The 25,612-nt window shown below is 69.0% G+C and carries 26 protein-coding genes; 12 read left to right on the top strand and 14 right to left on the bottom strand.

Annotated features, from left to right (window positions below; translation table 11 throughout):
- Window positions 1–59 precede the first annotated feature (59 nt).
- The 4 genes from ACNPQM_RS29895 to sbnA all read left to right on the top strand — a co-directional run bounded on the left by ACNPQM_RS29895 (window position 60) and on the right by sbnA (window position 6,706).
- The gene (locus ACNPQM_RS29895; RefSeq protein WP_418086405.1) at window positions 60–3,326 is read left to right on the top strand and encodes a non-ribosomal peptide synthetase; all 3,267 of its coding nucleotides are present in this window, start codon (window positions 60–62) and stop codon (window positions 3,324–3,326) included.
- A 23-nt stretch (window positions 3,327–3,349) separates the two neighbouring features.
- Window positions 3,350–4,354: a TauD/TfdA family dioxygenase gene (locus ACNPQM_RS29890; protein ID WP_418086404.1), complete on the top strand. Its 1,005-nt coding sequence runs from the start codon at window positions 3,350–3,352 to the stop codon at window positions 4,352–4,354.
- Window positions 4,351–5,421, top strand: coding sequence for a 2,3-diaminopropionate biosynthesis protein SbnB (gene sbnB, locus ACNPQM_RS29885; RefSeq protein WP_418086403.1), 1,071 nt, complete (start codon window positions 4,351–4,353; stop codon window positions 5,419–5,421). Before ACNPQM_RS29890 ends, sbnB begins: the two co-directional genes overlap by 4 nt.
- 208 nt (window positions 5,422–5,629) lie before the next feature.
- Window positions 5,630–6,706: a 2,3-diaminopropionate biosynthesis protein SbnA gene (gene sbnA / locus ACNPQM_RS29880; protein WP_418086402.1), complete on the top strand. Its 1,077-nt coding sequence runs from the start codon at window positions 5,630–5,632 to the stop codon at window positions 6,704–6,706.
- A gap of 34 nt (window positions 6,707–6,740) precedes the next feature.
- Here sbnA and ACNPQM_RS29875 read toward each other — a convergent pair whose 3' ends face one another.
- Complete coding sequence (locus ACNPQM_RS29875) at window positions 6,741–7,802, bottom strand: alpha/beta hydrolase (protein WP_358861306.1); 1,062 nt, start codon at window positions 7,800–7,802, stop codon at window positions 6,741–6,743.
- 24 nt (window positions 7,803–7,826) lie between these two features.
- The gene (locus ACNPQM_RS29870) at window positions 7,827–9,086 is read right to left on the bottom strand and encodes an esterase/lipase family protein (protein ID WP_418086401.1); all 1,260 of its coding nucleotides are present in this window, start codon (window positions 9,084–9,086) and stop codon (window positions 7,827–7,829) included.
- Between the two features lie 72 nt (window positions 9,087–9,158).
- Here ACNPQM_RS29870 and ACNPQM_RS29865 point away from each other — a divergent pair, with 72 nt between their 5' ends.
- Window positions 9,159–9,752, top strand: a complete 594-nt coding sequence (locus ACNPQM_RS29865) for a transposase (protein WP_418086400.1) — start codon at window positions 9,159–9,161, stop codon at window positions 9,750–9,752.
- On the opposite strand, the gene ACNPQM_RS29860 is transcribed toward ACNPQM_RS29865, so the two are convergent.
- Window positions 9,674–10,651, bottom strand: a complete 978-nt coding sequence (locus tag ACNPQM_RS29860; RefSeq protein ID WP_418086399.1) for a GNAT family N-acetyltransferase — start codon at window positions 10,649–10,651, stop codon at window positions 9,674–9,676. The two genes, ACNPQM_RS29865 and ACNPQM_RS29860, sit on opposite strands and share 79 nt — an antisense overlap.
- 53 nt (window positions 10,652–10,704) lie before the next feature.
- Here ACNPQM_RS29860 and ACNPQM_RS29855 point away from each other — a divergent pair, with 53 nt between their 5' ends.
- On the top strand, window positions 10,705–11,346 hold the full coding sequence (locus tag ACNPQM_RS29855; protein ID WP_418086398.1) for a TetR/AcrR family transcriptional regulator: 642 nt from the start codon (window positions 10,705–10,707) through the stop codon (window positions 11,344–11,346).
- A 291-nt stretch (window positions 11,347–11,637) separates the two neighbouring features.
- Complete coding sequence (locus ACNPQM_RS29850) at window positions 11,638–12,018, top strand: VOC family protein (RefSeq protein WP_358861302.1); 381 nt, start codon at window positions 11,638–11,640, stop codon at window positions 12,016–12,018.
- A 23-nt stretch (window positions 12,019–12,041) separates the two neighbouring features.
- Here the strand turns inward: ACNPQM_RS29850 and ACNPQM_RS29845 are convergent, their stop codons facing one another.
- The 4 genes from ACNPQM_RS29845 to ACNPQM_RS29830 form a co-directional block, all read right to left on the bottom strand.
- A complete protein-coding gene (locus tag ACNPQM_RS29845; RefSeq protein ID WP_418086397.1) occupies window positions 12,042–12,266 on the bottom strand; it encodes a hypothetical protein in 225 nt (74 codons plus the stop codon).
- The gene (locus tag ACNPQM_RS29840; protein ID WP_418086396.1) at window positions 12,267–13,046 is read right to left on the bottom strand and encodes a DUF2690 domain-containing protein; all 780 of its coding nucleotides are present in this window, start codon (window positions 13,044–13,046) and stop codon (window positions 12,267–12,269) included. It lies immediately after the preceding gene.
- Window positions 13,047–13,216: 170 nt separating this feature from the next.
- On the bottom strand, window positions 13,217–14,245 hold the full coding sequence (locus ACNPQM_RS29835; protein ID WP_418086395.1) for a teichoic acid biosynthesis protein C: 1,029 nt from the start codon (window positions 14,243–14,245) through the stop codon (window positions 13,217–13,219).
- Window positions 14,246–14,313: 68 nt separating this feature from the next.
- Window positions 14,314–14,766, bottom strand: a complete 453-nt coding sequence (locus ACNPQM_RS29830; RefSeq protein ID WP_418086394.1) for an SH3 domain-containing protein — start codon at window positions 14,764–14,766, stop codon at window positions 14,314–14,316.
- Between the two features lie 589 nt (window positions 14,767–15,355).
- Between ACNPQM_RS29830 and ACNPQM_RS29825 the strand changes: the two genes are divergently transcribed.
- Complete coding sequence (locus ACNPQM_RS29825) at window positions 15,356–16,276, top strand: DUF1918 domain-containing protein (RefSeq protein WP_418086393.1); 921 nt, start codon at window positions 15,356–15,358, stop codon at window positions 16,274–16,276.
- A gap of 188 nt (window positions 16,277–16,464) precedes the next feature.
- Here the strand turns inward: ACNPQM_RS29825 and ACNPQM_RS29820 are convergent, their stop codons facing one another.
- The 6 genes from ACNPQM_RS29820 to ACNPQM_RS29795 form a co-directional block, all read right to left on the bottom strand.
- A complete protein-coding gene (locus ACNPQM_RS29820; protein ID WP_418086392.1) occupies window positions 16,465–17,235 on the bottom strand; it encodes a CBS domain-containing protein in 771 nt (256 codons plus the stop codon).
- Between the two features lie 56 nt (window positions 17,236–17,291).
- A complete protein-coding gene (locus ACNPQM_RS29815; protein WP_358861313.1) occupies window positions 17,292–17,636 on the bottom strand; it encodes an ArsR/SmtB family transcription factor in 345 nt (114 codons plus the stop codon).
- A gap of 286 nt (window positions 17,637–17,922) precedes the next feature.
- Entirely contained in the window at window positions 17,923–18,342 is a 420-nt protein-coding gene (locus ACNPQM_RS29810) for an ATP-binding protein (protein ID WP_358861295.1), read from the bottom strand.
- The gene (locus tag ACNPQM_RS29805; RefSeq protein ID WP_418086391.1) at window positions 18,339–18,758 is read right to left on the bottom strand and encodes a pyridoxamine 5'-phosphate oxidase family protein; all 420 of its coding nucleotides are present in this window, start codon (window positions 18,756–18,758) and stop codon (window positions 18,339–18,341) included. Before ACNPQM_RS29805 ends, ACNPQM_RS29810 begins: the two co-directional genes overlap by 4 nt.
- Complete coding sequence (locus tag ACNPQM_RS29800; protein WP_358861312.1) at window positions 18,755–20,464, bottom strand: SulP family inorganic anion transporter; 1,710 nt, start codon at window positions 20,462–20,464, stop codon at window positions 18,755–18,757. The genes ACNPQM_RS29805 and ACNPQM_RS29800 overlap by 4 nt, the downstream gene beginning before the upstream one ends.
- 17 nt (window positions 20,465–20,481) lie before the next feature.
- A complete protein-coding gene (locus ACNPQM_RS29795; protein ID WP_418086390.1) occupies window positions 20,482–20,823 on the bottom strand; it encodes an ArsR/SmtB family transcription factor in 342 nt (113 codons plus the stop codon).
- Between the two features lie 156 nt (window positions 20,824–20,979).
- Between ACNPQM_RS29795 and ACNPQM_RS29790 the strand changes: the two genes are divergently transcribed.
- The gene (locus tag ACNPQM_RS29790) at window positions 20,980–21,336 is read left to right on the top strand and encodes a zinc ribbon domain-containing protein YjdM (RefSeq protein WP_358861292.1); all 357 of its coding nucleotides are present in this window, start codon (window positions 20,980–20,982) and stop codon (window positions 21,334–21,336) included.
- Window positions 21,337–21,614: 278 nt separating this feature from the next.
- Here the strand turns inward: ACNPQM_RS29790 and ACNPQM_RS29785 are convergent, their stop codons facing one another.
- Window positions 21,615–22,502 (bottom strand): LysR family transcriptional regulator, encoded by an 888-nt coding sequence (locus ACNPQM_RS29785; protein ID WP_418086389.1) that lies wholly within the window; start codon window positions 22,500–22,502, stop codon window positions 21,615–21,617.
- A gap of 165 nt (window positions 22,503–22,667) precedes the next feature.
- Here ACNPQM_RS29785 and ACNPQM_RS29780 point away from each other — a divergent pair, with 165 nt between their 5' ends.
- From ACNPQM_RS29780 to ACNPQM_RS29770, 3 genes are all read left to right on the top strand, one after another.
- The gene (locus ACNPQM_RS29780) at window positions 22,668–23,060 is read left to right on the top strand and encodes a hypothetical protein (RefSeq protein ID WP_358861290.1); all 393 of its coding nucleotides are present in this window, start codon (window positions 22,668–22,670) and stop codon (window positions 23,058–23,060) included.
- Window positions 23,053–24,684, top strand: coding sequence for a multicopper oxidase family protein (locus tag ACNPQM_RS29775; protein WP_418086388.1), 1,632 nt, complete (start codon window positions 23,053–23,055; stop codon window positions 24,682–24,684). The genes ACNPQM_RS29780 and ACNPQM_RS29775 overlap by 8 nt, the downstream gene beginning before the upstream one ends.
- A 92-nt stretch (window positions 24,685–24,776) precedes the next feature.
- Complete coding sequence (locus tag ACNPQM_RS29770) at window positions 24,777–25,391, top strand: hypothetical protein (protein WP_418086387.1); 615 nt, start codon at window positions 24,777–24,779, stop codon at window positions 25,389–25,391.
- Window positions 25,392–25,612 lie beyond the last annotated feature (221 nt).

The following is a 25,612-nucleotide window of genomic DNA, read 5'->3' as shown; positions in this document are numbered from 1 at the left end:
GCCGCCCTTGTCGGCGTCGAACAGCACGGTGGCGACGGTGAATGGAGAGGAACGACCAGATGGGAATGCAAGTGCAGCAGGCCGACCGGGAGTTCTGGCGCGCCGTGCTCGTCACCGGTGGATTCACCGCAATACCCCGGTGGACACTCAATCCGGTAACGGGCGTCGGCGAACACGAGGCGACCATTCCGGACGACGTCGTGGCAGCGTTGGGCCGGCTGGCCGAAGACCTGGCGGTGCCGCTCGACTCGGTGCTGCTGGCCGCGCATGCCAAGGTGCTCGCCGCGCTGTCCGGCGAGCACGAGGTCGCGACCGGCTACGTCACGGCGGAGGACAGCCGGCCCCTGCCCTGCCGGCTGACGACCGAACCCGACTCGTGGCGGACGCTGCTGCTGGACACCCATCGAGTCGCGTCAGATCTACTGGTGCACAAGAACTTTCCGGTCGATGAGCTCAGGCGCGAACTGGGCCTGGCCGAACCGTCGATCGAGACCGTGTTCGATCCGCATGGCGCGGGCGGCGAACTCGCCGGTGACACCGTGCTGTGGGTGGGATTTTCGCAACGCGACGGTCGGCTCGTACTGCGGCTGCGGTACCGGACCGACGCGATCGACGCGGACTACGCCGTCAGGATCGCTGGATACCACCTCACCGCGCTCGCGCTGATGGCCGCCGATCCGAACGCCGAGCACCGGCGGCAGAGTCTGCTCTCCGCCGCGGAACTCCGCTTCCAGCTCGAAGGGCTCGCCGGTCCGCGCCGGGAACTCCCGGACCGCCGGTTCCACGAGTTGTTCGAGCAACGGGCGGCGGCACACCCGGACGCCGTCGCGGCGGTGCACGGTGAGCAGCAGCTGACGTATCGGGAACTCAACGCGCGTGCCAACCGGTTGGGACGGGCACTGCTGACGCGGGGGCTTCGCCCCGAGGGGGTCGTCGCGGTGGTGACCGAGCGCAACCTGGACTGGATGGCCGCTGTGCTCGCGGTTTTCAAGGCCGGCGGCGTGTATCTGCCCATCGAGCCGCATTTCCCGGCCGATCGCCTCGCAACCATGCTCTCCCGTGCCGCATGCGAGCTCGTGCTGACCGAACCCGGCAGCACTTCCACGCTCGACCAGGCCCTCGACTCGCTGCCCGGGATCCAGAAGCTCTTCGTCGCTGCCGCCTACGAGGAGGACCATACCGACGACGATCTGGGCCTCCGCATCGCACCGGACCAGCTCGCCTACATCTATTTCACCTCGGGGTCCACCGGGGAGCCCAAGGGCGCCATGTGCGAGCACGCAGGCATGCTGAACCACCTCTACGCCAAGATCGACGACCTGGAGATCGGCGAGGGACAGGTGGTCGCCCAGACCGCACCCCAGTGCTTCGACATCTCGCTGTGGCAACTGGTGTCCGGGCTCCTGGTCGGAGGGCGGACCCTGCTGCTGGAGCAGGAGGTGATCCTGGACGTCCGTCGGTTCGTCGACAAGATCATTGACGGCCGGGTCGCCGTCCTCCAGGTCGTGCCCTCCTACCTGGACGTCGTCGTGTCGTTTCTGAAGCAGCACCCCCGCGAGCTGCCGGACCTGCGGTGCGTGTCCGTCACCGGCGAGGCACTGAAGAGGGAGCTCACGCAGCGCTGGTTCGCCACCCAGCCCGGGATCAAACTGGTCAACGCCTACGGGCTGACCGAAACCTCGGACGACACCAACCACGAGGTCATGGACCGCGCGCCCGACGGGGACCGGGTCCTGCTGGGTCACGCGGTCAACAACGTGCACGTCTATGTCGTCGACGAGCACCTGGCCCCGGTGCCGCTCGGCGCCCCCGGTCTGATCGTCTTCTCCGGCATCTGCGTCGGCCGCGGATACGTCAACGACCCCGAGCGCACCCGGCAGGCCTACCTGACCGATCCGCACCGCGAGGGTGCCCGGCTCTACCGGGGCGGCGACTACGGCCGCTGGCAGCCCGAGGGCAAGCTGGAGTTCCTCGGCCGCCGGGACAACCAGGTGAAGATCCGTGGCTTCCGGATCGAGATCGGCGAGATCGAGAACACGATGTTGCGGGTGCCCGGTGTGCGCGACGGTGCAGTGGTGGTCACCGAGCGGGCCGACCAGAGCAAGCACCTGGTGGCGTTCTACTCCGGCCGGCGGCCACTCGAGGATGACGTCCTGCTGGACCGGCTCGGTGAGTCGCTGCCCGAATACATGGTCCCGTCGGCCTTCCACTGGCGGGAGAGTCTGCCGCTGACGGCCAACAGCAAGATCGACAGGAAGACCTTGCAGGCGCTCGCCGGAGAACTCGGCCTCGTGCAGGAGGACTTCCGCGCGCCGAATACGCCGACCGAACAGCAACTGGCGGCCGCATGGGCGAAGGTGCTCGGCATCCCACAGAACCAGATCGGACGGCGGGACCACTTCTTCGACCGGGGCGGCACGTCGCTGTCGGCAGTGAAGCTGGCGATCACCCTGGACCGTGCGGTGTCCCTCAAGGACGTCACCCGTCACCCGATCCTTGCCGATCTGGCGGGGCTGGTCGACGGCAGGTCCGAGCTGCGCTCCGGGCGCTCCGGGCTGCTTCAGTCACTGTCGGAATCGGACGGTACGCAGGGCACTGCCCTGGTGTGCTTCCCCTACGCCGGCGGCAACGCGGTGAACTTCCGGCCGATGGCCGGCGCGCTGCCGCGCGGCGGGCCGGCGGTCTACGCCGTCGAACTGCCCGGTCACGACATGGCCGCCGGGAGCGGGCCGTTCGCCCCGATGGCACAGGTGGTCGAGCAGGTCGTCGTCGAGATCGTCCGGCGTGGCCTGACCAGGGTCCTGCTCTGGGGCCACTCCTCGGGCGCCGCGTTGGCCGTGGAGACGGCCAGAAAGCTGCAGGAGCGCGGGGTGGCCGTCCAGCGGGTGTTCCTCGGCGCGCAGCTGCTCGGCAACGCCGCCGACCGGCGCGCCGGCATCACCGAGCTGACCGGGCGCAGCGACGCCGAGATCACCGGCATGCTGAGCGCGGACGGCGGCTACCCCGAGCTCGGTGAGCTGGATGCACAGCACGCCGAGCACATCGGCGCCGCCTACCGGCACGACTGCGTATCCGCACACCGCTATTTCGCCGACGTCCTGGACAGCCCGTCGGCCCTGAAGCTGTCCGCGCCGGTCACCGTGGTCATTGCCGCCGACGACCCGAGCACGGCGGAGTACCCGCGCCGGTACCGCGACTGGCAGCTCCTGGCCGAGCAGGTCGACCTGCACGAACTCGCCGACGGCGGCCACTACTTCCTGCGTACCCGTCCTACCGAGGCGGCACAGGCCGTGCTGCGCGCCGCCGACCTGTTCGCTTCTTCCTGACCGGCAACTGAAAGGAAACCGAGATGTCCTCCATATCCACGGCGTCGCCGGTCGACGTCGAACTCGTACCCGGCAAACCTCCTCTCGTCCGGACCGGGGCCACCGGCGACGCGCTGAACTGGGCGGCCGAGCACCGGGACGCGCTGCGCGCGGTCGTCGCCGAGCACGGTTCGGTTCTGGTCCGCGGCCTCGGACTGCACGACGCGGACGGGACCGGCGCCGTCTTCTCAAGGCTGGCGACCGGTCTGATGACCGAGAAAGAGGTCTTCGCACCCCGACGGACCTACTCCGACGGCGTGTACTCCTCATCGAAGTGGCCGCCGAACCAGCCGATGTGCATGCACCACGAACTGAGCTACACGCTTGAGTTCCCCGGCCTGATGATGTTCGCCTGTGTCAGCGCGCCCATCGAAGGCGGGGCAACCGCGGTGGCCGACTCACCGACCGTACTCGACGCGCTGCCCGCCGACCTGACCGAGCGGTTCGAGCGGGAGGGCTGGCTGCTCACCCGCAGCTACAACGACGAGATCGGGGCGTCCGTCGCCGAGGCGTTCGGCACCGCGGACCGTGGCGCCGTCGAGAGCTACTGCCGCGCCAACGCGATCATGTTCGAGTGGCAGCCCGACGGCGGACTGCGCACCCGACAGCGCCGCAGCGCCGTGGTACGTCACCCGGTCACCGGCCGACGCTGCTGGTTCAACCAGATCGCGTTCCTCAACGAGTGGACGATGGCCCCCGAGGTGCGCGAGTACCTGGTGGACGTCTACGGCGCCGACGGGCTGCCGTTCAATACCCGTTTCGGCAACGGTGACCCGATCGACGAGGACGTCGTGCACCTGCTCAACAGCGTCTACGAGGCCAACACCGCACGCGAACCGTGGCAGGCCGGCGACCTGATGCTCGTCGACAACGTCCGCACCGCGCACAGCAGGGAGCCCTTCGAAGGACCGCGCGAAGTGCTCGTCGCCATGGCCGACCCGGTGCAGCTGGCCGACTGCTCGCCGACCGTCGAGGTGACCGCAGGATGACCACCATCGGTTCCACCGCCATGAAGTCCGCAATCTCCGCTCCAGTCACCGTGCCGCCATTCGCCGTGATCTCCGGTGCCCAGGTCCAGCGCGCACTGCACGGGCGCGAGAAGCAGATCGTGGAGTTGGTCGAGGCCACCTACCGGCTGCATGGCGCCGGTGACTCGGTGAACCCGCCGTCGTACTTCCTGCGCTTCCCGGACCGCCCGTCCTCCCGGATCATCGCGCTGCCCGCCTCGATCGGCGGCGAGGTGCGGGTGGACGGCCTGAAGTGGATCTCCAGCTTTCCGGAGAACGTGACGGCCGGTATCCCGAGGGCCTCGGCTGTGCTGATCCTCAACGACCATGCCACCGGCTACCCATTCGCGTGTCTGGAAAGCTCGATCATCAGCGCCACCAGGACGGCAGCGTCGGCGGCGTCCGCGGCAGACTGGCTGAGCCGCGACCGGCCGCGACCGATGCGTGTCGGGTTCTTCGGGGTGGGCCTGATCGCCCGTTACATCCACACCTTCCTGGCCGGCACCGGCTGGTCGTTCGACGAGATCGGTGTGCACGACCTGTCCGCCGACAGCGCGGCAGGATTCCGGTGCTACCTGGAGCAGTCGGGCACCACCGGCCGGATCACCGTGCACGACAGCGCCGAGCAGTTGATCCGACACAGCGACCTGGTGGTCTTCGCCACCGTCGCCGGCCAGCCGCATGTCAGCGACCTGTCCTGGTTCGCGCACAATCCGCTGGTGCTGCACGTGTCGCTGCGCGACCTTGCGCCGGAGATCCTGCTCGCCTCGGCCAACATCGTCGATGACATCGAGCACTGCCTGAAGGCCGACACCTCGCCGCATCTGGCCGAGCAGCTCACGGGTAACCGGGATTTCCTGCATGGCACGTTGGACGACGTGATGGCCGGGCGCGTGGCGGTGCCGGCGGACCGGCCGGTGGTGTTCTCGCCCTTCGGCCTCGGGGTGCTCGACCTCGCGGTGGGCAAGGACGTCTACGACGAAGTGGTCCGCCGCGGGGAGTTGCGCGTCGTCGACGACTTCTTCCACGAACTGAGCCGGTACGGATGAGCGAACCCAGAGCCCATGGGGCTAGTCCAGGACTCATCCCAGGAGAGATCGCGGGTCAAGTCGCCGCAGGTCAGGGCGTACGAGACAGCGACCGCTGACGCAGGGCCCCGTCCGGCCCGACACCGGCTCCCGCCCGCAAGAGCGAGAAGCCCGCCCACGACCGGATGGACGTTCCGACAGTGCTCTGCTCCAGACAGAGGAGACCATCGTGCCCGTCGTATCCGTTCCCTACGCCTACAACGAAGGGGAGCTCTATGTCGACCTTCGTCCGATCTTCGGGCACCCACTCTTCGTGAAGTGTGAGGGCTTCAACTTCGCCGGCTCGATCAAGTTGAAGGCCGCGACCGAGATGGTGGAGTCCGCCGAGCGGGATGGAATCCTGACGCCTGAATCGATCCTGGTCGAGTCCTCGTCCGGAAACCTCGGCGTGGCGCTCAGCATCATCGCGGCAAGCAAGGGCTACCGGTTCCTGTGTGTGACGGACGCCCGCGGCAACCTGTCGACCAGGATGATGATGGAGGCGTTGGGCAGCCAGGTGCACATGATCGCCGGACAGGAGGCCAACGGCGGCTTCCTGGGCGCGCGGATCGAGTACGTCCGCGCGCTGTGCGACTCCGACGACCGGTACGTGTGGCTCAGTCAGTACACCAATCCGAGCAACTGGAAGGCGCACTACCGCAGGACAGCGCCGGAGATCGCCCGCCAATTCCCGCGGCTGGACGTGCTGTTCGTCGGGGCCGGCACCACCGGGACCCTGATGGGCTGTGCGCGCTACTTCCGGGAGTGGCACCGGCCGGTGCGGATCATCGCGGTGGACAGCGTCGGCTCGGTGTCCTTCGGCGGTTCGCCGGGGCGCCGGATGATTCCCGGACTGGGGATGAGCATGCGCCCGCCGCTCCTCGACGAGTCCTATGTGGATGAGGTGATACGTGTCGAGGAGGCGGACACCGTCCGTACCTGCCACCGTCTGGCCAGGCGAGGATTTCTGTTCGGCGGCTCCACCGGCACGGTGGTCAGCGGCGCAACGGACTGGCTGGCCCGGCATGACGCGCGCGATCTCACCGCGGTGGCCATCGGCCCGGACCTCGGCGAGCGGTACCTCGACACCATTTACCAGACCAACTGGCTCCAGGATCTGTACGGCGAGGACGTTCTCGGCTCCGACGAGGTGGCCGACGGTTCCTGGGCAGCCTCCCCCGCGCCACCGACACGGTGGGACCCGGCTGCTGAATCAGCAGACCGGCGACCTCAAGCCCGTGATCGATCCGGGCAACGTCAAGGCTGATAGAGGTCTGCGCGGGGTGGACGGCCCGGCTGCTTCACCGGCCCGCGGTGAGGGTGTCGAGGAGGGCGGCGGTGAACTCCTTGGGTTTGTCGATGTGGACGGCGTGGCCGGCGTCGGGGACGGCGGTTTCGCGGACCAGTCCGCCCGTCGCGGCGTAGTGATCGAGTGCGTGGCGGGTCTGGGCGAGCATGGGTTGGGCAGGGCAGTGGTAGGTGCCGGGCCAGCCGGGGACGGCGCCGAGTGCACCGAGGTGGGCGAGGTCGAAGAGCGAGGTGTCGGAGATGATGACGTCGTCGGTGCCGCGGATCCAGCCGATGGGCGGTTTGGGGTCGATCCGGTGCAGGTCGTCAATACGGAAGTGAGTGGGAGCCATGGCGTTGAGGACACCTCGGGGGCCGGGGGCGGTGCCGGGCCAGTGGTCGCTGGGACGGGTGTCGCCGGGGTAGTGGTCGTCTCCGGTGCGGGTGGAGAGCATGGCGTCGACGAAGGCGTCTTCGAGCGCGGGTCGGAGCGGCGGTTTGACGTAGCTGGAGGCAAGGACAGCGCGGGGGGACAGTGGTGAGTCCTCGCTGCGGTCGCCTTCGGTGAGGCGCTGGACGAATTCGGGGTTGACGGTGCCTGCGCCGGAGCCGGCGCCATCGGGGTAGTTGAGCCGGCCGTTGGGGCCGTGGGTGCCGCCGAAACCGTAGGGGGAGACGGGGTTGACGAGGGTGAGGCTGCGAACGGCAGTGGGGTGATCGCGGAGGTGTTGGAGAACGATGCCACCGCCCATGCTCCAGCCGACGAGGTGGACGCGGTCGAGGGCGAGGGTGTCACGTAGGGCAGTGAGGTCGTCGCTGTAGTCCCGGAGGCCGTGAGTGGCGTCAACAGGGAGGGGGTCGGTATCGCCGAATCCGCGGAGGTCGACGGCGAGGGGGCGGTAGGAGTGGGGCAGGTCGAGCATGGTCTGCTGCCAGAAGGTGGCGGCGGAGACGTTGCCGTGGACGAAGAGGACGGGTTCGCCGGTCCGGTCGGGGAGTTCGAGGAGGTTGAGGGTGAGCCGGGGGGTGGTGATGCGTCGAGCGTGGATACCGGGGAGAAGTGCAGGCGGGGTCATGGTCCGTCCTTGGGAGTGGCAGGGTCAGCCGAGCCAGGCGGCGATCTGGGCGCAGGCGGAGGAGTGCCAGCCGAGTTGGAGGTGGTTGGCGGTGGCGATGAGTGCGGTGCCGGCGACGTTGGCGATGCCGGTGCGGTCGAGGGCACTGCTGACGAAGACCACGCCGTCGCTGGGGCCGCGGTTCTCGTTGTAGATGCCGAGGACATTGGGGGATCCGCCGGCGAGGAGGTAGGTGGCGACGGTGCCGGGGATGCCTGCCTTGTGGAGGGGAGTGATCAGGGAGCCGGCGTCGATGGCGGTCTGGATACCGCTGCCGGAGGTATAGAATCCCTGGCCACCGTGGTAGGTGGTGTACCAGTCCTGTTGGGTCATGTCGATGCCGTAGGTGGCGTCCCAACGGGCGAGCATCTGGCGCTGTCCCGGATAGACGTCGTAGCCGTTGGTGGGGGCGAAGGCGAATTCAGGGTGGGCGGTGTAGGTGCCGTAACAGGTCATGTAGAGGTGGGGCGAGGGGGCGTTGACGCTGCCGCCACATTGAGGCCAGATGCTGAAGTCGTGGGCCCAGCCGTGGGCGTAGGGGTAGTCGTAGCCGCCGTTGGGGCCGCCGAGGGTGATGAGGCGCCGTACATCTCCGGCGTAGGGACGTCCCCAGCTGGGGCGCAGTGAGGAGACGTAGGCTCGGGTGGACATCTCCCCCTTGCTCCAGCCGACGAGGTCTACCTGGCTGACGCCGAGCCGGTCCTTGATGACGGCGATGGCGTCGCCGACCTGCTGGGCCTGCATCAGATTGTCGCCCTGCTTGTGGGCGAAGTTGACGGCGAAGACGCGGTACCCGCGGGCGGCGAGGTACTGCATGAGTCCAGTGTTGGGGCAGGACATGGTGCCGCAGCCGTAGCCACCGGCTTCGCCGGGGTTGGCCCAGGCGCGGTCGGCGTTGTCGTTGGCGCCGTGGACGAGGAGGACGGGGGTCGGGTGACTGCCGCTGTTCCAGCCGGGGGCGGAGTAGAGGAGGAATCGGCCGGAGTAGGGCTGCTTGACGCCGCCGAAGAAGGTGCGTCGCTGACCGTCCTGGTCGCCACGGCCGTCCGTGGGGTACTGCTCGGAGCGGAAACCGCTGGTGGTGTCGAGGTAGCGGTCGACGCGGTCCCAGCCGTTGGCGACGGTGGTGTAGGTGGCCTCGAGAGTGAGGTAGCCGGGTGGGGCCGCGTGGGCCGGTGTGGTGGCTGCTCCTAAACTCAACAGTGTGAGAAGCAGGCCGAGCAGGGTGCTCGTTGCTCTGCGCATCGCGGCTCTCCCGTCCGGGTTGGGCTCGGTGGTCCAGGCCCGCCACGGTAGGGCGGTGCGGGAGGCCTCCCCATGGGATGGTCAGCCACAGATGCGGGTCGGGGTATGTGGTGTCGCTATGTGCTGGGGGATGCGCGGGCTCTGTTACAAGTGCCTTCGTCGGCATTGCCGCAGCGCTCATCTGCTTCTGGCGCCTCTCGCGTCGGCTGTGACGCAGCGGGCTTGCGCGGCTACGACGTCGCCTGCCTCTCCCACGCCCTGGCGGACCTGCCCATCGTGCTGGTCGGACGCCTGCGCTCGGACCGCGTCATGCTCCGCGACCCGGGTCCCGCCCGCTCCGGGCCGAAGGGCGGACGGCCCCACAGGCGCGGCGGCGCCCTCACCCTCGCCAAGCCTGACCACGCATCGTCGCCTTCACCACGCGGGACGTGCCGTACTACGCAATCAGCTCGGACTCGGAGACGCGACACCAGAGACATCCGGCCGCGGCCCCTCCTGCTCCTCCCGACCGTTTCGAGGCGGAAGCCGAAACTGAACCTGGAAGCTCCGCTGAAGCTCGGTCCTCGGTCCCGCCGGGATCCGCGTAGTCATCTCGTGGTGGTGGCGGGCGCGTCGTCCCAGGCCAAAGAGGACATCCTCCACCCTGACGGGGTCCGGACGAACTGAGTGGTCTTGTGGCCGGAGCCCTCGAACCACTCACCGTGACGGTAGCCGGACTTACGGTATTCGCTGAACCGATGCGCGATCGATCCGAAGATCTCGGTCCGCTCGGCGACCTCCCATTCAGAGAACTCCGTCAGCGTCCCGTCCGTGAGCATCTTCTGCCGGGGCTCGATGAACGCGTCGAGGTCGTAGATCACGGGTTCGTCCCCGACGTTCGCGATGATCCTCCCCTGCGGAATGAATACGTCGCGGATGACCCCGAGGTCCGGCCGGCTGTCGTTGGTGTTGGTGAAGGCGCCGACGAACACGCGCATCAGCCGGTCGAGCTCGGCCTGGACGCCAGACCCGGATACTTCCCCGAGGTCCGGCCATTCCTCGGAAAGGACCGACCAGACTTCGATGTCGTGCCGCACACCTCGGTACGAGGAATGCTGGCGCAGCACGCCGTCGCGGGTCATGCCCAGCCGGCGCGCGGCGGCGACGCTGCGGGTGTTGCGCGCCGCGGCCCACCATTCGACGCGGGTCATCCCGCGTTCCTGGAAGGCCCAGTCGATCAACACCCGGCAGGCCCGGGTCACCAGGCCTCGCCCCTCCCCGGCCTGCTCGAGCCAGCAGCCGATTTCGCACACCCCGGAGGCGCTGTCGAAGCGGGTGAACATGACGCCGCCGACCAGCGTGCCTTCCAGCCAGATCCCGTAGATCCGGCCGGTGTCGTGGGCCAGACGGTCGGCGTAGCGCTGGAGGGTAGCCGTGGCCGAATCGAGGTCGGTGCTGAACGTCGCCCAGGGTATCCACGGGTCCACGGAGGCCCGGGCGCGGTCGATGTGGTCAAGGAACTCCTGTGCCTGCCAGGGCTCCAGGGGGCGGAGTTGTGCATGGTCGCCGAGCGGCAGGGTGAACATGGGAGCCTCGCTCTCAGGGTGCGTAACAAGCGTTCGGTACGTAAACTAGCAGCATGCCGCCCGCACCCGGAGACCGTGAAGCCCGCCGCAGAGATGTATCCGAGGCGGTGTGGCGCGTACTCGCCGACAAGGGGTTCGGCGAGCTGACCCTGCGTAGCGTCGCCACTGCGATGGGGGTCTCGACCGGGATGCTTATGCACTACTTCCCGACCAAACGCGCCCTGATCACGCACGCCTTGGACCTGCTGGAGAAGCGCACCGCGGAGAGGCCGCGCCGCGCGCGTCCCGCCGCCGGCCTCGCCACCGTGCGCGCCCTGCTCCTGGACATCCTCCCGCTGACACCGGGCGACACCGCCCGCAACCGCATCTGGGTCAGCTCCTGGGACCTCTCCCTCGCCGACGACGGGCTGACCACGGAACAGGCCGACCGCTACACCCGGCTGCGCTCGACGATCCGGCCACACCTCGAAGCCGCACGCGATATTGGCGAGCTCCCCGCCGCCACCGACCCGGAACAACTCGCGGCCACCGCCGTCGCCTTCACCCACGGACTCGTCGTACAGGCCCTCTTCGACCCTGGCCGATTCCCCGAGGAGGTACAGGTCACCATGCTTGACGACTTCCTCGCCTCGACCGCGCTGCCCCGGTGCGACGGCGGCGGCGGACCTGCCCCTGGTGTCGGCGTACGGTACTAGGGCGTGTTCCGAAGGTAGCGTCGTCCGGCCGCCCGGCAGGCGGGACTTTCGAAACACGCCCTGGTCGGTGGCCGGGTCACCTTGCCGTGACCCGGCCCCCTCAGAAGCGGACGTGCCAGTCATCCCGGGGCGGGGGCAAGCGTTGAGCATCGTCTTCGCGGTTGCGGGCCGTTCCGCCGATCAGGGAAACTTCACGGCATTCGGAAATACGTTCGCAACTGTCGATTCCAGCCTGCCACTCGACGTCTCGGTGAAGACTGACCACCAAGCCTCTCGAAGGGAACCGCCGCCGTGGACTACCGCCTCGAACTGATCCCGCTCCCCGTCGCTGACGTCGACCGCGCCAAGGCCTTCTACGCCGATCGGCTCGGCTTCAAGGTCGACCTCGACTTCAGCCCGAACGAGGCGTTCCGCGTCGTCCAGCTGACGCCGCCGGGGTCGGCCTGCTCGATCGCCATCGGCGTTGGCACCGTCGGCACTCCCCCGGGCTCGGTCCAGGGCCTGCACCTCGTCGTTGACGACATCCACGCCGCCCGGGCCGAATTGGTCGGGCACGGAGTCGAGGTAGCCGAGGTGCAGGACATGAGCGCGCCGGGCAAGCCGACCGTCTCCTACGCGGCGTTCACCGACCCGGACGGCAACGGCTGGACCTTGCAGCAGCTCCCTGACTGAGCCGTTCCCCGGGAGCGGCGGCTTCAGAATGAGTTCTTCAGGCCCGGCCTCGTCCCGTGGCGCGCCTGATTGCGGTCCGCATCGGGTACGTCGAGTCGTCGGGCGATCGGGAATGCGAGCGACAGGCGGTCGGTGCCGCTGCCCTCCGCGCCCTGACCGCACAGGCTCTGGTCGAGTCCTTCGAGGGCGAGCATTTCGTCGTACGGCGACTCGATGGCGCGTGCCAGTTCGAGAGCCTGGAGGCTCACTCACAACAGCCCGGCGCACGCCATCCTGCCCGCCACTTCCGCGCACGCCTCCGCGGGACGCGGGTGCGATGCGGCCAGCATGGGACTGCTGCCCCCGGTGGTCGCTTTTCCGGAGTAGGAGGCGAGCAATTCGTTCGGTCCTGTTTTGATCGAGACCTTGCGAGCACCGTCGTCCTGCGTGCGTACCTCTGCCCATACTGCGGCACAGGAGGCGCTGTAGCGCAGCCTCACGGCAAAGGCGGCGTGGGTGACGGTGCTCTCGGTCCGCGCGTCCTGTTCGCAGCCGGAGCGGCTGGCGTAGTGCCCCTGGCAGGTCTCACCCCGGCACGACGCGGGCGACTCCCGCAGAGGGCGGCCGGTCGCCGGAGTGGGCAGGTACAGAGCACAGGCAGCGGGTACCAGTACGGCGACCGTGGCAGCCAGCACGATGACGACCTGCTCCAGTCGCCGGTTGCGGCCCGAGGGGGTCTTCGCCTGGGGCACGGGGGACGGCGTCGGCTCGGTCGATCGAAGTTCGGCATCGGCCCGGGACGCCGCTTCCCACAAGGTGAGGAGACAGGGCACGTCCACCCCTGCGAACGGCCCGAGCGACTCGATCGCCGTACGCGGCGGGAACTGATCACCATTGAGGTAGCGATGCCAGGCAGATTTACTGTGGGCCGTGCGCGCAGCCAATCCCGCCAGACTCAGCCCACTCCGCTGTTTAATGATGCGCAAATTCTCCACCAGAAGGCGGGAATCAGGACTGAGCGAGTCGGGCAAGGGCTGCCAACGAGCCATCCTATTTCCTCCATGCCGTGTTTGGGACGTCGCCGTCGCGAGACTCCCGCGCTGGTCGAGACCGCCAACTCATCCCGGACTGCGCAATGCATACCCGCGAAAAGAGACCACCAATACACAGAGGATCCGAGACTGGGCCATGGATTTATCGGCACAGGTTCATAAATTCGTCAGACAATCGCCTTGTAGTAGATGGAAAACTCGCGGTCTCCAGACCGCCCCTGAGTGAAACCCGAGCACAGCCAAGGCCCGCCTTCGCGAAGTACGGCCAGTCCCTCGGGCTCACGCGGGTACAGCTGGGGAGCCGTACGGTCGAGCGACTGCACGACTCGGCCGGTTCGCCAATCGACACGGAACAGACGAGTGTTTCCGCCAGAGGACCGAGGATTCGCCGGGCCATACCCGGTACCGAGCATCTGGTACATGTAGTCGCCGTGCAAGGTCATGCCCTGGAAGGGCAGGCCCATGCCGGCGCCGGGCTGAAGGAAGCCGGCAAGAGGGCGGAAGTCCCCGGCGGCGAACCGGTCGAAGTTGTGCACTGCAAGGCGTGGCACGCCCCGTAGCTTGTACCGCAGAAGCAGTCTCCGGTTGGCCTGATCCACGGTCACGTAGTTGCTTGTCGAGCCGGGGACAGGCCGGTAGGTGGCAAGCCCTCGGCTGTCGCGGGTCAGTACGCGGCCGTCCGCGAAGCGGAAACGACAGATGCCGCGACCGTAGCCGGAGGCGGGATTGGCGTCCCACTCCGTCCATAGTCCGCCGGAGCCGCGCCATGCACCTTCGACGCCGAGTGCGACGCCGTGACCGAAGCCCTTGAGATACATGTAGCCGGTGAGAACACCGGCCATCGTGAGCCGGTTGACGCAGAGATCACCACGCGCCGCTCGCTCCGCATGACGGTATGCGCGCTTCTCGCCCGGCAGTTGGATGCCACCCGGCACGACCTGGAGCGCGTAGACGTGCCCCTGCCGCTCGTCGAAAGCGAAGGACTGCAGTGCGGTGGCGTGGCGCAGTCGACCGTTGCGGATCCAGGGTTTGCCGGCTGCAGCCAGTGAGGTCCACTCCGACGAGGACGGACCGGACGATCTCTCGCCTTGTTGCGCCCAGGCCGACGGGACCGGGTTCACGACCGCCAGGACGGCGCCGGTGCCGAGCCCGAGCAGGGTCCTGCGACTCGGATTGCCTTGGAGGGAAAGAAACATGGCGATTCCTTACTCGGGGCCCGGGGGCCCGCCCCGCAGAGTCTGTGGAGCGGGCCGGTCCTACCTGCTCAGCACCAGGGAACGGTGCCGCGATTGCGGACGTAGTGGGCGGAGACGTAGCCCTTGTGGTCGGCAAGCTTGTACCAGCGGTTGTTGCCCAGGACGTTGATCCCGCGCTTCTTGCAGGCGAGAGTCACCGTGCTGCCGTGCCGCGCCTTGCCGATGACCCGGTAGTTGGTGCCCGGGCCCGAGCGAACGTTGAGGGGCAGGCGGTGAGTCACCAGGCGGCCCTTGACGGCGGCGGTGCGGCTCGAGTGCCCGTTCGGATTCGCCGTGTGCCGGTGGCTGGAGGTCGAGGACTGCGGCGGCACGGAGTACCGGGCGGGCGCCGAGGCCCGCAGGGACGGCGCGGACTGTACGGGGGTCCGAGGAATGCCGTCGGCCGCCACGGCCGCCGTAGGAAACAGGGCGAGCGTTGCCACGGCAGCCAGCAGGCCACGCTGTACAGTGCGTCGATTCATGGGAACCTCCTACGGGTTGAACCAGGGGTGCGCCGGACCGCCCTGCCGGAGCGTGACCATCCGCACTCGGAACGTTTCCGGCGCGGGGTGCCTTGATGCTGTCCCCATGAGTTCCGGGAGGAACTGGGACGTCCCGCTGACCCACTGGAACGGCGCACCCGTCCCCCGCCAGGTTCTTCGTGGTCGCGCAAGAGGGCCGCTGACCGTCCGGGCCCGGCATGACCGTGTCCCCCCTGTCGAATAGATGACCTGGGGGTGCCACCGGGCCCCAGGGTGCCGTCGGAGACGCTGATGAGAGGTCCGACTACTGCCCGGCCCGGCGCAACTCCCGGCCGTTGCGGTCGACAGGCCCGCACAGCGTGGATGCGCGCGTACGGCGCCGATGCCAGTAGCGCGGCCATGGCGCACTCAACAGCCCAGTCGATTCACGACACCGTCGCATGGGCACGAAGTGCGCCGAGGCCCGATCCATGACGCATGTCAGGGGGCCGATCCGCCCGGCCCCGGATCCGGGGTACTCACCCCATGCGCCGGTATGTCGCGCGTGGCACGTTGGGTACAGCGACATTGTGAGGAACTGGTGGCGATCATGCGAGCTCACCCCGGCGATCGACTCGTCATCGAAAGTCCGACGACCGGCGCCACCAGGCGCGACGGCGAGATCGTCGGACTCCACCATGCGGATGGAACACCCCCCTACGACGTGCACTGGTCGGACACGGACGAAGTGACGCTCGTGTTCCCCGGGCCCGACGCGCATATCCGTCACGTCGAGCACGGGCCCGTGAGCACCCACGATTCTTCCCTGCCGCCCACCGTGGATGAGGCGGGCCCCGTGTCCGGCGCGCCCCGGCTCGCCCGGGAACCCAACCCTGGCGACATCGGCCGACGCGTGGCTGTCGAACGCAAGCGGCAAGGCCTGACCCGGGCAGAAACGGCCCGTCGCGCCCGAATGGCACCGGACTACCTCGCGTACCTCGAGGAACACCCGGCTGATCCGAGCCTGGCGAGTCTCATCAGAGTGGCCGCCGCACTGGGTACCAGCGTCGCAGCCCTGCGCGGGGGCGGCATCGATCAGCCGCCCGGCCGGGGCCAGGCACTCCTGCACCCGCAGCTGCTGGACCTCGGCCCAGACGAATGCCGTGCCCGGCTTTCCACGCACGGTGTGGGGCGCGTTGCGGTGTCGACCCCCGATGGCCCGGCGGTCGTCCCGGTCAACTACGAGGTCATCGATGACGCGATCGCCTTCCGGACCGCACCTGACGCAGTGCCTGCGGCGGCCGTGGGAACGGACGTCGCTTTCGAAGTCGACCATGTGGACGAGGCCATGAGCCAGGGCTGGAGCGTGCTCGTCGTCGGCCCCGCACGGGTTGTCACGGAGGCCGACGCCGTGCGACGGCTGGCCGAGTGCGCCCACACCAAGCCATGGCCGGGCGGCGAACGCGAGATGTGGGTGTCGATCGAGCCCACGCGCCTCACCGGCCGCCGCATCATCCCGGCCGATCAGTGATCGGCCACGCACAGCTGCCGCCCGTCAGCCCGTAGGGCGACCGTGCCCGTTTCGATGATCCGGAAGCGGTCGGCCTTGCCGCCCTCGTTGAAAGATGCGCTCGCCTGTCGCGCAGGACTCATGGGCGAGCGGCCTGAGTCGACTTCTCCAGTCCGCGGGCAGCGCCCCGAGGAGACCACACTCCGTGATCACAGTGACCTCTCCCAGGGGGTCCCGCCGTGTCCGCCGTCTTCCATGACGGACGGTGGCGTCTGCCGGACAGGCCGCGAGCGGGAGTCGTCGTAGCGGTAGGTCAGCTTGTCGATGACGGAGACCACGCCGTCCACCTGTTGGGCCAGCCGGACCGCGACCTGGCTGTCGCTGAACCGCTCAAGCTGTCCTTCGAGGGTGACCACACCGTCGATCACATGCACCTGAACCGCGCCTGGGGACAGCCACAGCGTCTGGGCCAGGATCTCGTCGACGATCTCCCGACGGATGTCAGGGTCCGGCCGCAGGAAGACCTGAAGCAGGTCGCGGCGGGTCACGATACCCACCAGGCGGCCTTCCGCATCGACCACGGGCAGTCGCTCGACGCGGTGCTGGGCCATGATGCGGGCGGCCACGGCGACGGTGTCATGGGTCTGGACGGTGATCGCGGGGTGCGACATCAGTTCTCGGGCACTCAAGGCCTGCGCCTCGGTATCTGCCGTGCTTTCGGTGCGGTCACCGCCGCCTGGCGGTGACCGCCAGGCCGGCCGCGCGCTGCGGAGGGATTCCGACTCGGGCGAAACGCCCGCCTGCCGGAGTACGAGGTCGCTCTCGGAGATCACGCCGAGGACCTTGTCGTCGGTGTCGACCACCGGCAAACCGCTGATCCGGTGCACCGCGAACAGCTTGGCGACTTCCTTGAACGGGGTCTGCGGAATCACCGAGACGACATCGTTCACCATCAGGCTGCCGATCTTGCTGTGCTTCATCGCTGGCTCCCTCTCGGTGCCGGCCCCTCGTGCAACCCGCCCTTCCCAGCCCGCCGTCAGGCGGGCGGTCGGGGCGTGATCGCCTGAAGGTCGGCGAGGAGTTCGGCCTGGCCGGCGAGCACTCCGGACAGGATCATCCGCGCCACCTTGAGGAGTTCGACCACCTGCGGGTCGGTGAGCGCGTAGTAGACCGTGGACCCCTCGCGGCGGGTGACGACGAGGTTGGCCCGTCGGAGCACCGCGAGCTGCTGCGAGAGATGCGCGGGCTCGACGCCTACCTCGGGCAGCATCTCGCCGACCGCGTGCTCGCGTTCACTGAGCAGCTCCAGGACCCGGATACGCACCGGGTGCCCCAGCGTCTTGAAGAACTCCGCCTTCAACTGGTACAGGGGCGCACTCACCCGCACCACCCCCACCGTGCCGTAGCCGGGCACCGCATCCATCCAGATCTCATCACCATGGCCCCATCCTCACGCCTTCACGCCGATGTGATGACCTTGGTAATTGCTCATGCTAGCAACTAGCAAATTCAGAGAGGAGGTTTGCGTGAGAAGTCCCCGCCTGCGTGGCGGCAACGCGCTGCTGAAGTCTCCCGCGTCCGTCTCAAGTGCCTCGCCACCGCCGACGGCTACTGCCCTCGCTGCGGGCACGAGCGGCTCGTGAGCCTCCACATCGACCGGGTCGCACTCACAGGGGGAGAGTGATCCACACGCTCTTGCCGCCGCCGTCGGCGTCCCGCCGCAGTACACAGGTGCCGCCGCTCTCCGCGGTCACTTCGGCGACCATGGCCAGCCCGCCCGCTGCGCCCGCCGCGGGGAGAACACCCGGGTGGTAGGGGTGGCGGTCGTGCACGGCGAACACGAGCGTGTACTCGCCCGCAGCGAAGGTCACCGTGAGAGACGGGGAGGCCACGGCGGCGTGCCGGACACTGTTGGTGACCAGCTCGCCCAGGATGAGCAGCGCCGGGCCCATCGTGGGGTGCCAGGCGTCGACACCCCAGGACGCATACGTCATCTCCGCGGTCTCCCGCACCAGACGGACCGAGCCGGGAACCGTCGGCACTGTGAGGACATGACGGTGGGGCAGTGCCTCCGGCAGCGTGATCACGGGATCTCCACGGTGCCGAGGCGGTACCCGGTCACCGTCTGCGGCCGAAGGCGCAGCAAGGTGTCATGGGGGCCGTACGCCCAGCCGGAGAGGGTCCGCAGATAATGTGCCGCCTCTGCGGAGTCGGTGACCGGCTCAGCGGGGCCGGTGACGGTCACGCTCCAGCCGGTGCCGACGGGCAGCCGGATCTCGTCCGCCTGATACGTCAGGACAGGTCGGCCGGAGACCACGTCGGCCTGTACGGGAGTGCGGACGATCAGCCGCCCGTACTCCAGGACGTGGACGGCCGAGCGAACCACGGCCTGCTCCCGCTGGACGTACACCAGACGCCCCTGCACGGCTCCTTCGAGCAGCCACAGCGCCTCCGCGCCCGAGAGCTCGACCATGCGGCGGGGGTTCGGAGCGGGGGTGGTCATCTCATGCCCTCCTGAACGGCGGGGTGGCTCTGCTGGGCGGGACGCGGCAATACGCCCGCCCCCTGGAGGTAGGCGCGGGCTCCGGCGATGGCCTCGGGGGTGGTGGCGTACTCGCGGCCCTCGTACCGCAGCAGGTCGAAGGCGCCGACGGAGTCGAGGACCTGTCGCTGCCCGGGCCGTATGCCGGAGGTCATGACGGCGATGCCGCGCCGGTTGAGCTTCTCGACGGCGTCCTTGAGAACGAGCGCGCCGGTCGCGTCGATCGTGATGACCCGGGACATCCGCAGGATCACCACCCGGACATCTGCCACCTCCGTGAGTTCGAGAAGGAGGCGGTGGGCAGCGGCGAAGAACAACGGGCCGTCGATCCGGTACGCGACGATGTGCTCGGCGAGCAGCGCGTGTTCCTCGTCGCTGTGTTCGCCGGGCAGGTCGGGCCGAAAGTCCACCTGCTGCATGCGGGCCTGCTTGGCCACGGCCCGCAACGCGAGAGCGCCGGCGACGACGAGACCGATGATCACCGCGTAGACGAGGTCGAGGGCGAGCGTGGCGACGGCCGTGAGCACGAGCACGACCGCATCCGAGCGGGTCGCCTTCGCCATCGCGCGCAGCGACCCGGCCTCCACCATGCGGACGGCGGTCGCCAGCAGTACGCCCGCGAGCGCGGCAAGGGGGATCTTCGACACGAGCGGGGCCGCGGCGAAGACGATGACGGCGAGGATGGCGGCGTGGGTGAGCGCGGCCAGCCGGGAGGAGGCGCCGGTACGCACGTTCACCGCGGTACGAGCGATGGCGCCGGTTGCCGGTACGCCGCCGAACAGCGGCGCGGCCAGGTTCGCCAGCCCCTGCCCGAACAGCTCCCGGTCCGCGTCGTGCTTCTGTCCCACGGTCATGCCGTCGGCGACCTGCGCGGAGAGCAACGACTCCAGGGCGGCGAGCGCGGCCACCGCTACCGCCGGGGCGAGCAGGGACCCGAGGGCCGACAGATCGAGGAAGCCGAGGGAGGGCGCAGGCAGGCCCGCGGGCAGGTCGCCGATCGGGGGCACGGCGTCGAGGTGGCAGCCCTGCGCGACGACCGTGGCGACGATCACCGCGACAATCGAGAACGGGATGGTGGGACGCAGCCGGGCCCCGATCAGCATGACGGCGGCGACACCGAGCGCGAGCGCCGGCGCGGTCCAGTTCGGCGTACGGACGAACTCCTCGACGGCCCGCCAGGTCACCACGAGCACGCGATCGCCCTCGGGCTTGGGCACGCCCAGTGCGTTCGGCATCTGCTGGAGGCCGATGACGAGGGCGATGCCGAGAGTGAAGCCCTCCACCACCGAGGCCGGGATGTAGGCCATGTACCGGCCCACCCGGGCCAGGGCGAGGCCGACGACGATCAGCCCGGCGAGCAGTCCGACGGTCAGCACCCCGCTCGGACCGTGCTGCGCGACGATGGGCACCAGGACGACCGTCATGGCTCCGGTCGGGCCGGAGACCTGGAGGCTCGATCCGCCGAACAGGGCGGCGAGCGCCCCGGCGACGACGGCGGTGGCGAGCCCGGCCTCGGCGCCGAGGCCGGAGGACACCCCGAAGCCAAGGGCCAGTGGCAGGGCGACGATGGCGACGGTGAGCCCGGCGAGCAGGTCGCGTCGCGGATTGCGGGCCATGGCGGCGAAGTCTGCGCGGACGGGCAGCAGCTCCCGCACCCGGCGGGCCATCCCGGACAGCACGGCATTCACGAAGCGATGACCTCGGCTTCCCGAAGCTCGGCCAGCAGCTCGTTTCGCCCGGCCAGCAGCTCGGTGAGGATCCGCCGCGCGGCCTGCATCAGCTCCGCCACGTCCCCGCCGGCCAGGGTGTAGACGACTGTCGGCCCCTCGCGGCTGGAAGTGACGATCCCCGAGCGCCGCAGGGCAGCCAGCTGCTGCGACATCGCCGGCGGCTCGACCTCGATCCGCGCCAGCAGCTCACGCACGGCCAAGGGCCCGTCCTGGAGCAGCTCCAGGATCTGGATGCGCACGGGATGCCCCAGCATTCGGAAGAACTCGGCCTTCGCCTGATACAGCGGAACCGGCACGGTCGTCGCCTCTCCTCACCTCCCCGTCGGGGGTCTCGCATGGTGCTGTGCCCGCGGCTACCTACGGGCACAGCCAACCCATCATGTAATGAATTGCGTTTTTTTGCAATTAACAGCTCTTGCGATCCGGGGGTCGGGCCCCCGTAGACTCGCGGGGTGAACGAGAACCTCCCCCCGTGCCCCGAATGCTCCAGCGCCTACACCTACGAGATGGGCGCCCTCCTCGTCTGCCCCGAATGCGGACACGAGTGGTCCGCCACCACCGAGGAGAGTGGCCCGGCCGGCTCCGGCGAGAAGGCAATCAGGGACGCGGTCGGCAACGCACTGGCCGACGGCGACACGGTCACCGTCGTCAAGACCCTCAAGGTCAAGGGCAGCCCCACCGGCATCAAGGCGGGCACCAAGGTCCGAAACATCCGCCTGGTCGACGGGGTGGACGGGCACGACATCGATTGCAAGGTCGACGGCTTCGGCCCCATGCAGCTCAAGTCCAGCGTGGTCAAGAAGGTCTGACCACTGCCCCGATCAGCCGGCCCGGTCAACGGCCGGCCCGACCTGATGGTTCAGCGAGAGGGCTTCACCGCGGCGCTGCACGCATTGAGGTCGCAGACGGTCGGATCAAGCACATCGGGGCGGTACGCAGCCCCGAAGAGTCCGCCCTCGGACAACGGGATGACGCCCGCCGCCCCAGCCACCGGAAGACCCACCGCCTCCACATAAGGGGTGCCGTCCGGACCCGGGGGCCGGACGGCCCGCCGCACCTGGAGGGGGCAGCCGGTGCGTCATCGCCCTTACCGGCCGCCTGTGGTGTTCCAGGGCCACATGGCGAGGGTGTTGCGCATCAGCCGGGCGGCGGTCGACAGTCGGCTGTCGGCGGCCTGGTGCAGGGTGAGGGTGCGGCGGCAGGTGGGGTCGTCAATGCCGACCCAGACGCCTGGTGCGCTGATGTCGGCACCGCGGGCCATGGCCGGGATGAGAGTGAGGCCGATGCCGACGCTGACCAGGCCGGCGAGGGCGGCCGGCTCGTCGCCCTCGCAGACGATACGCGGGGTCAGATTGTGGCCGGCGAAGAGCCGGTCGAGCAGGCGGCGCTGCCAGTGGCCGGGCCGTGGGATCACAAACGGCTCCTCGCGCAGCTCCTCGACACTGACGGAGGCGCGGGAGGCAAGCCGGTGGCCGGGCGGCGCGGCCAGCCAGACCGGCTCGTCGTGCAGCTGGACGCTGTCCAGTCCGTCGCCCAGGACCGGCTGGGAGGCGACGCACAGGTCGACCTCGCGGGCGCGCAGGGCGCGGTGCATGTCCGCGGCCTGCATCTGGTGGAGTTCAACGTCGATATCGGGGTGGGCTTCTTTGTAGGCGGCCAGAGGGCCGGTGATGGTCAGGAACGTCTCCGAGGCCAGCCGTACACCGCCGATGCCCTCGCGAGCCGCCTCCGCCACAGCACGGCGTCCCGCTTCCAGCTCCCCGAGGGAGCGCTCGACGTGATCCCGGAAGAGCCGCCCCGACTCGTTGAGCCGGAGACGACCGGCCCGATCGAACAGCGGCGCACCGAGTTCGGACTCCAGCCGTCCGATGGTGCGGCTCAACGACGGCTGAGCGACACGCAGTTCCCTGGCCGCCCGGCTGAGGTGCTCCAGCCGTGCGACCACGAGGAATTGCTTGAGCGCATGCAGATCCATCGCCACCCTCCTCTCATAGCACCGAACGCATAGCGGGATAGCAGTATTGATCTTTGACATGATGCTGTATCGAGAATGACTGTGGAGGGCGTGACCACCACATATGAACGACCATCAACAGCCGTGCGATCCACGGGTCTTGCCGGTCGGCTGTTCCGGGCGGCGGTGACAGTACACACCGTTGCGGCCTTCGGCCAGCCGGTCTTCGCGGGCGTCTACCTCACCGGCGAGATCGGCGGCCTCGACTGGCACGCCCGCGGCGCCGACGTCGTGTTCTCCCTCGGACTACTGCAGGCCGCCGTCGGCGGCGCGGCCTCGAGGCGGATGCGCCGCCTGTGGCCGATAGCCGTGTCGATGCTGATCCTTGCGGCCGAGACGGGGCAGTACATGGCGGGGTTGTCCGGCCTGCTGTGGGTGCACATCCCCCTGGGCGTGATGATCGTCGCCGCGCTGGCCGTGCTGTCCGCCGCGGTCTGGGTGCTGCCGCTGCCGAACCGCGCCGTAGCCGACCGGGCCACTGACGCGGGCAAGCCGCGGCGGGACGAGACCCATGTCTGAGCGACCGGGACCGATCCGTCACGATGGCTGGAGCAGCGCGGAGTGGACCCGCCGCCACGTGCTCGGGCTCGGTGGCGCGCTGGGGCTGGCCACGGCGGGCGGGCTGGCACTGTCCGGCACGATGGCACACCGACCTGCGAGCACCGGCAACCAGCTGCGCAGCGCCGCGCCGCTGCCCGAGCCGTACACCCTGCCGCTGCCGATCCCGCCCGTCCTCAAACCGGCCGGCACTTCCGGGGGCGCCGACCGGTACGAGATCACCCAGCGCCAGGTGTCCGCGGAGATCCTGCCCGGGATCCGAACGGGGCTGTGGACGTACAACGGCACCTTCCCCGGCCCGATGATCGAGTCCCGTCGCGGACGACCGATCACCGTGGCGCACCGCAACGAGCTGCCCGTGCCGACGGTGGTGCATCTGCACGGCGGGCGGACCCCCGCTGCCTCCGACGGCTACCCCACCGACCTCGTCCTCCCGCACAGCTGGCCCGACCCCGCAGCGCACCACCAGCACCACACCGGCGCACACGCGATGCCCGACCCCCGCGCGGTCACCAGCCGGACCACGCGCGAGTACGCCTTCCCGCTGGACCAACGCGCCACCATGCTCTGGTACCACGACCACCGCATGGACTTCACCGCCCCGGCGATCTGGCGGGGCCTGGCCGGACTGCACATCATCCGCGACGACATCGAGGACGCCCTCGACCTGCCCCGCGGAGAACGCGAACTGCCGCTGATGATCGCCGACCGGGCGTTCGCCTCCGACGGCTCCCTGACCTACCCCTCCCTCGACCCCGCACTGCGCGACCGGCCCGGCGTGAGGGCGCGCTACGCGGCCGGCGTGCTCGGCGACGTGATCCTGGTCAATGGCGCACCCTGGCCGATCCACGAGGTCGACGCCGTCCGCTACCGGCTGCGACTGCTCAACGCCTCCAACGCCCGCCACTACGAGCTGGCGGCCGTCACCGACGACGGTCGCAGTCTGGACCTGGTGCAGATCGGCGCCGACCAGGGCCTGCTCGCCGCCCCCGTCAACCACACCACCCTGCCGATCGCACCGGCGGAACGCTACGACGTGGTTGTCGACTTCGCGGGCCTGCCGGCCGGCAGCCGGGTGCGCCTGATCAACCGGCTCGGCACCGGACGCACCCGCGAGGTCATGGCCTTCCGTGTCGCGCGCCGCGCCGGGGACGACACCCACATCCCCGCACTCCTCGCCGACGACCTGCCCACCTGGCGGCGCTCTGAGGCAACCGCGGTCCGGGACTTCGCCTTCCGCGCCGGGCAGATGCAGCACGGCCGCGGCTGGGTCATCGGCGGGCGAGCCTTCGACCCCGCGCGCACCGACATCCGCACCCGCCTCGGGGCCGTAGAGGTATGGCGGTTCGTCGCCGACGTCCACCACCCCATCCACCTCCACCTGGTCGGATTCCGGGTGCTGGCCCGCGGCGGGCGCGCGCCCCTGCCGCACGACGCCGGACTGAAGGACACCATCTCGCTGCGGCCGGGCGAATCAGCGGAGATCATCACCCGCTTCGACGGCTACCGCGGCCGCTACCTCTTCCACTGCCACAACGCGGAACACGAGGACATGGGCATGATGGCCAACCTCGAAATAACCTGATACATCCTCATTGCGGACCAGAGCCCGGCCGAGCGCTTGTCAGGTCACTTCATTCACGGCCCCTTGCCGGGGCCTTGCGAGGCAGCAACGTCATGAACGAGCACGACATCCCCGGCCCCGTCTGGTTCGAGCCCGATCCGGAGTTGGAGGCCACCGAGGAGGGCCTTCGCTTTCTCGCCGCTCTCCGCGAGCGGTCGGAATCCGGCGCGTGGTCCTGCGATCCCGACGACACGTTCGCGAGCTTCGCGGTCTTCGAGAACCGCACCGAACTCATGGTCACCCTGGAGCTCTACGATCCCGATTCCGATCCGGAAGCACACATTCTCACCGTGGGTGCGTTCTTCACCGGCTCCCGTCTCGTCGGAGGCGAATTCCGTGATCAGCTGTACACGCTGGAGCGGAACCCGGAAACGGCGATCGAGAGTTCTGGAACGCCCGAATTCCTCGCGGAGCGCGCGGCGGAGTGGTTCACCCGCATGCTCGAACTTCCCGTCCTGCGGAACGAGTTCGAGGTCGGTGGCCGGGTCGTGAACCGGCAGTGGGTGCTGGCCGGCACGGGTCGGGAACTGACCTCCCAGTTCCGCGTGCAGCCGGGTGACCCGCTGGCCCGTACGGTCCCGGTCCGGCGCGGCCGCGCGGCAGGGGCACAGTGGCGGCAACGGTTTCAGAGATACAAGCCCTGTCAGGTGAACCCAACGGGCAGTTGAGATGACCGACGGAGCCCCACCATCCCATGTGGGGCTCCGTTGTTCTTCTGGCCTCGATCTTTCGTGACGGCCCGTCGGATTGTCTGGCGGGCCGTTTCGGGTGTCGGAGCTGTTCATGGGCAGGGCTTAGGGCTCGCAGAGAATCAACGTGTTGCTTCCGGCGATGCGGCTCGTTGATGTGGTATGGGCATAACGCAGGAGATTCGAGATCAACTGAGTGC

Origin of the sequence: Streptomyces sp. NPDC056231, assembly GCF_048270745.1 — a bacterium.
In the GTDB taxonomy this organism is placed as follows: domain Bacteria; phylum Actinomycetota; class Actinomycetes; order Streptomycetales; family Streptomycetaceae; genus Streptomyces.
The sequence above is the reverse complement of the archived record's forward strand: the minus strand, read 5'-3'. Positions and strand labels throughout refer to the sequence as shown.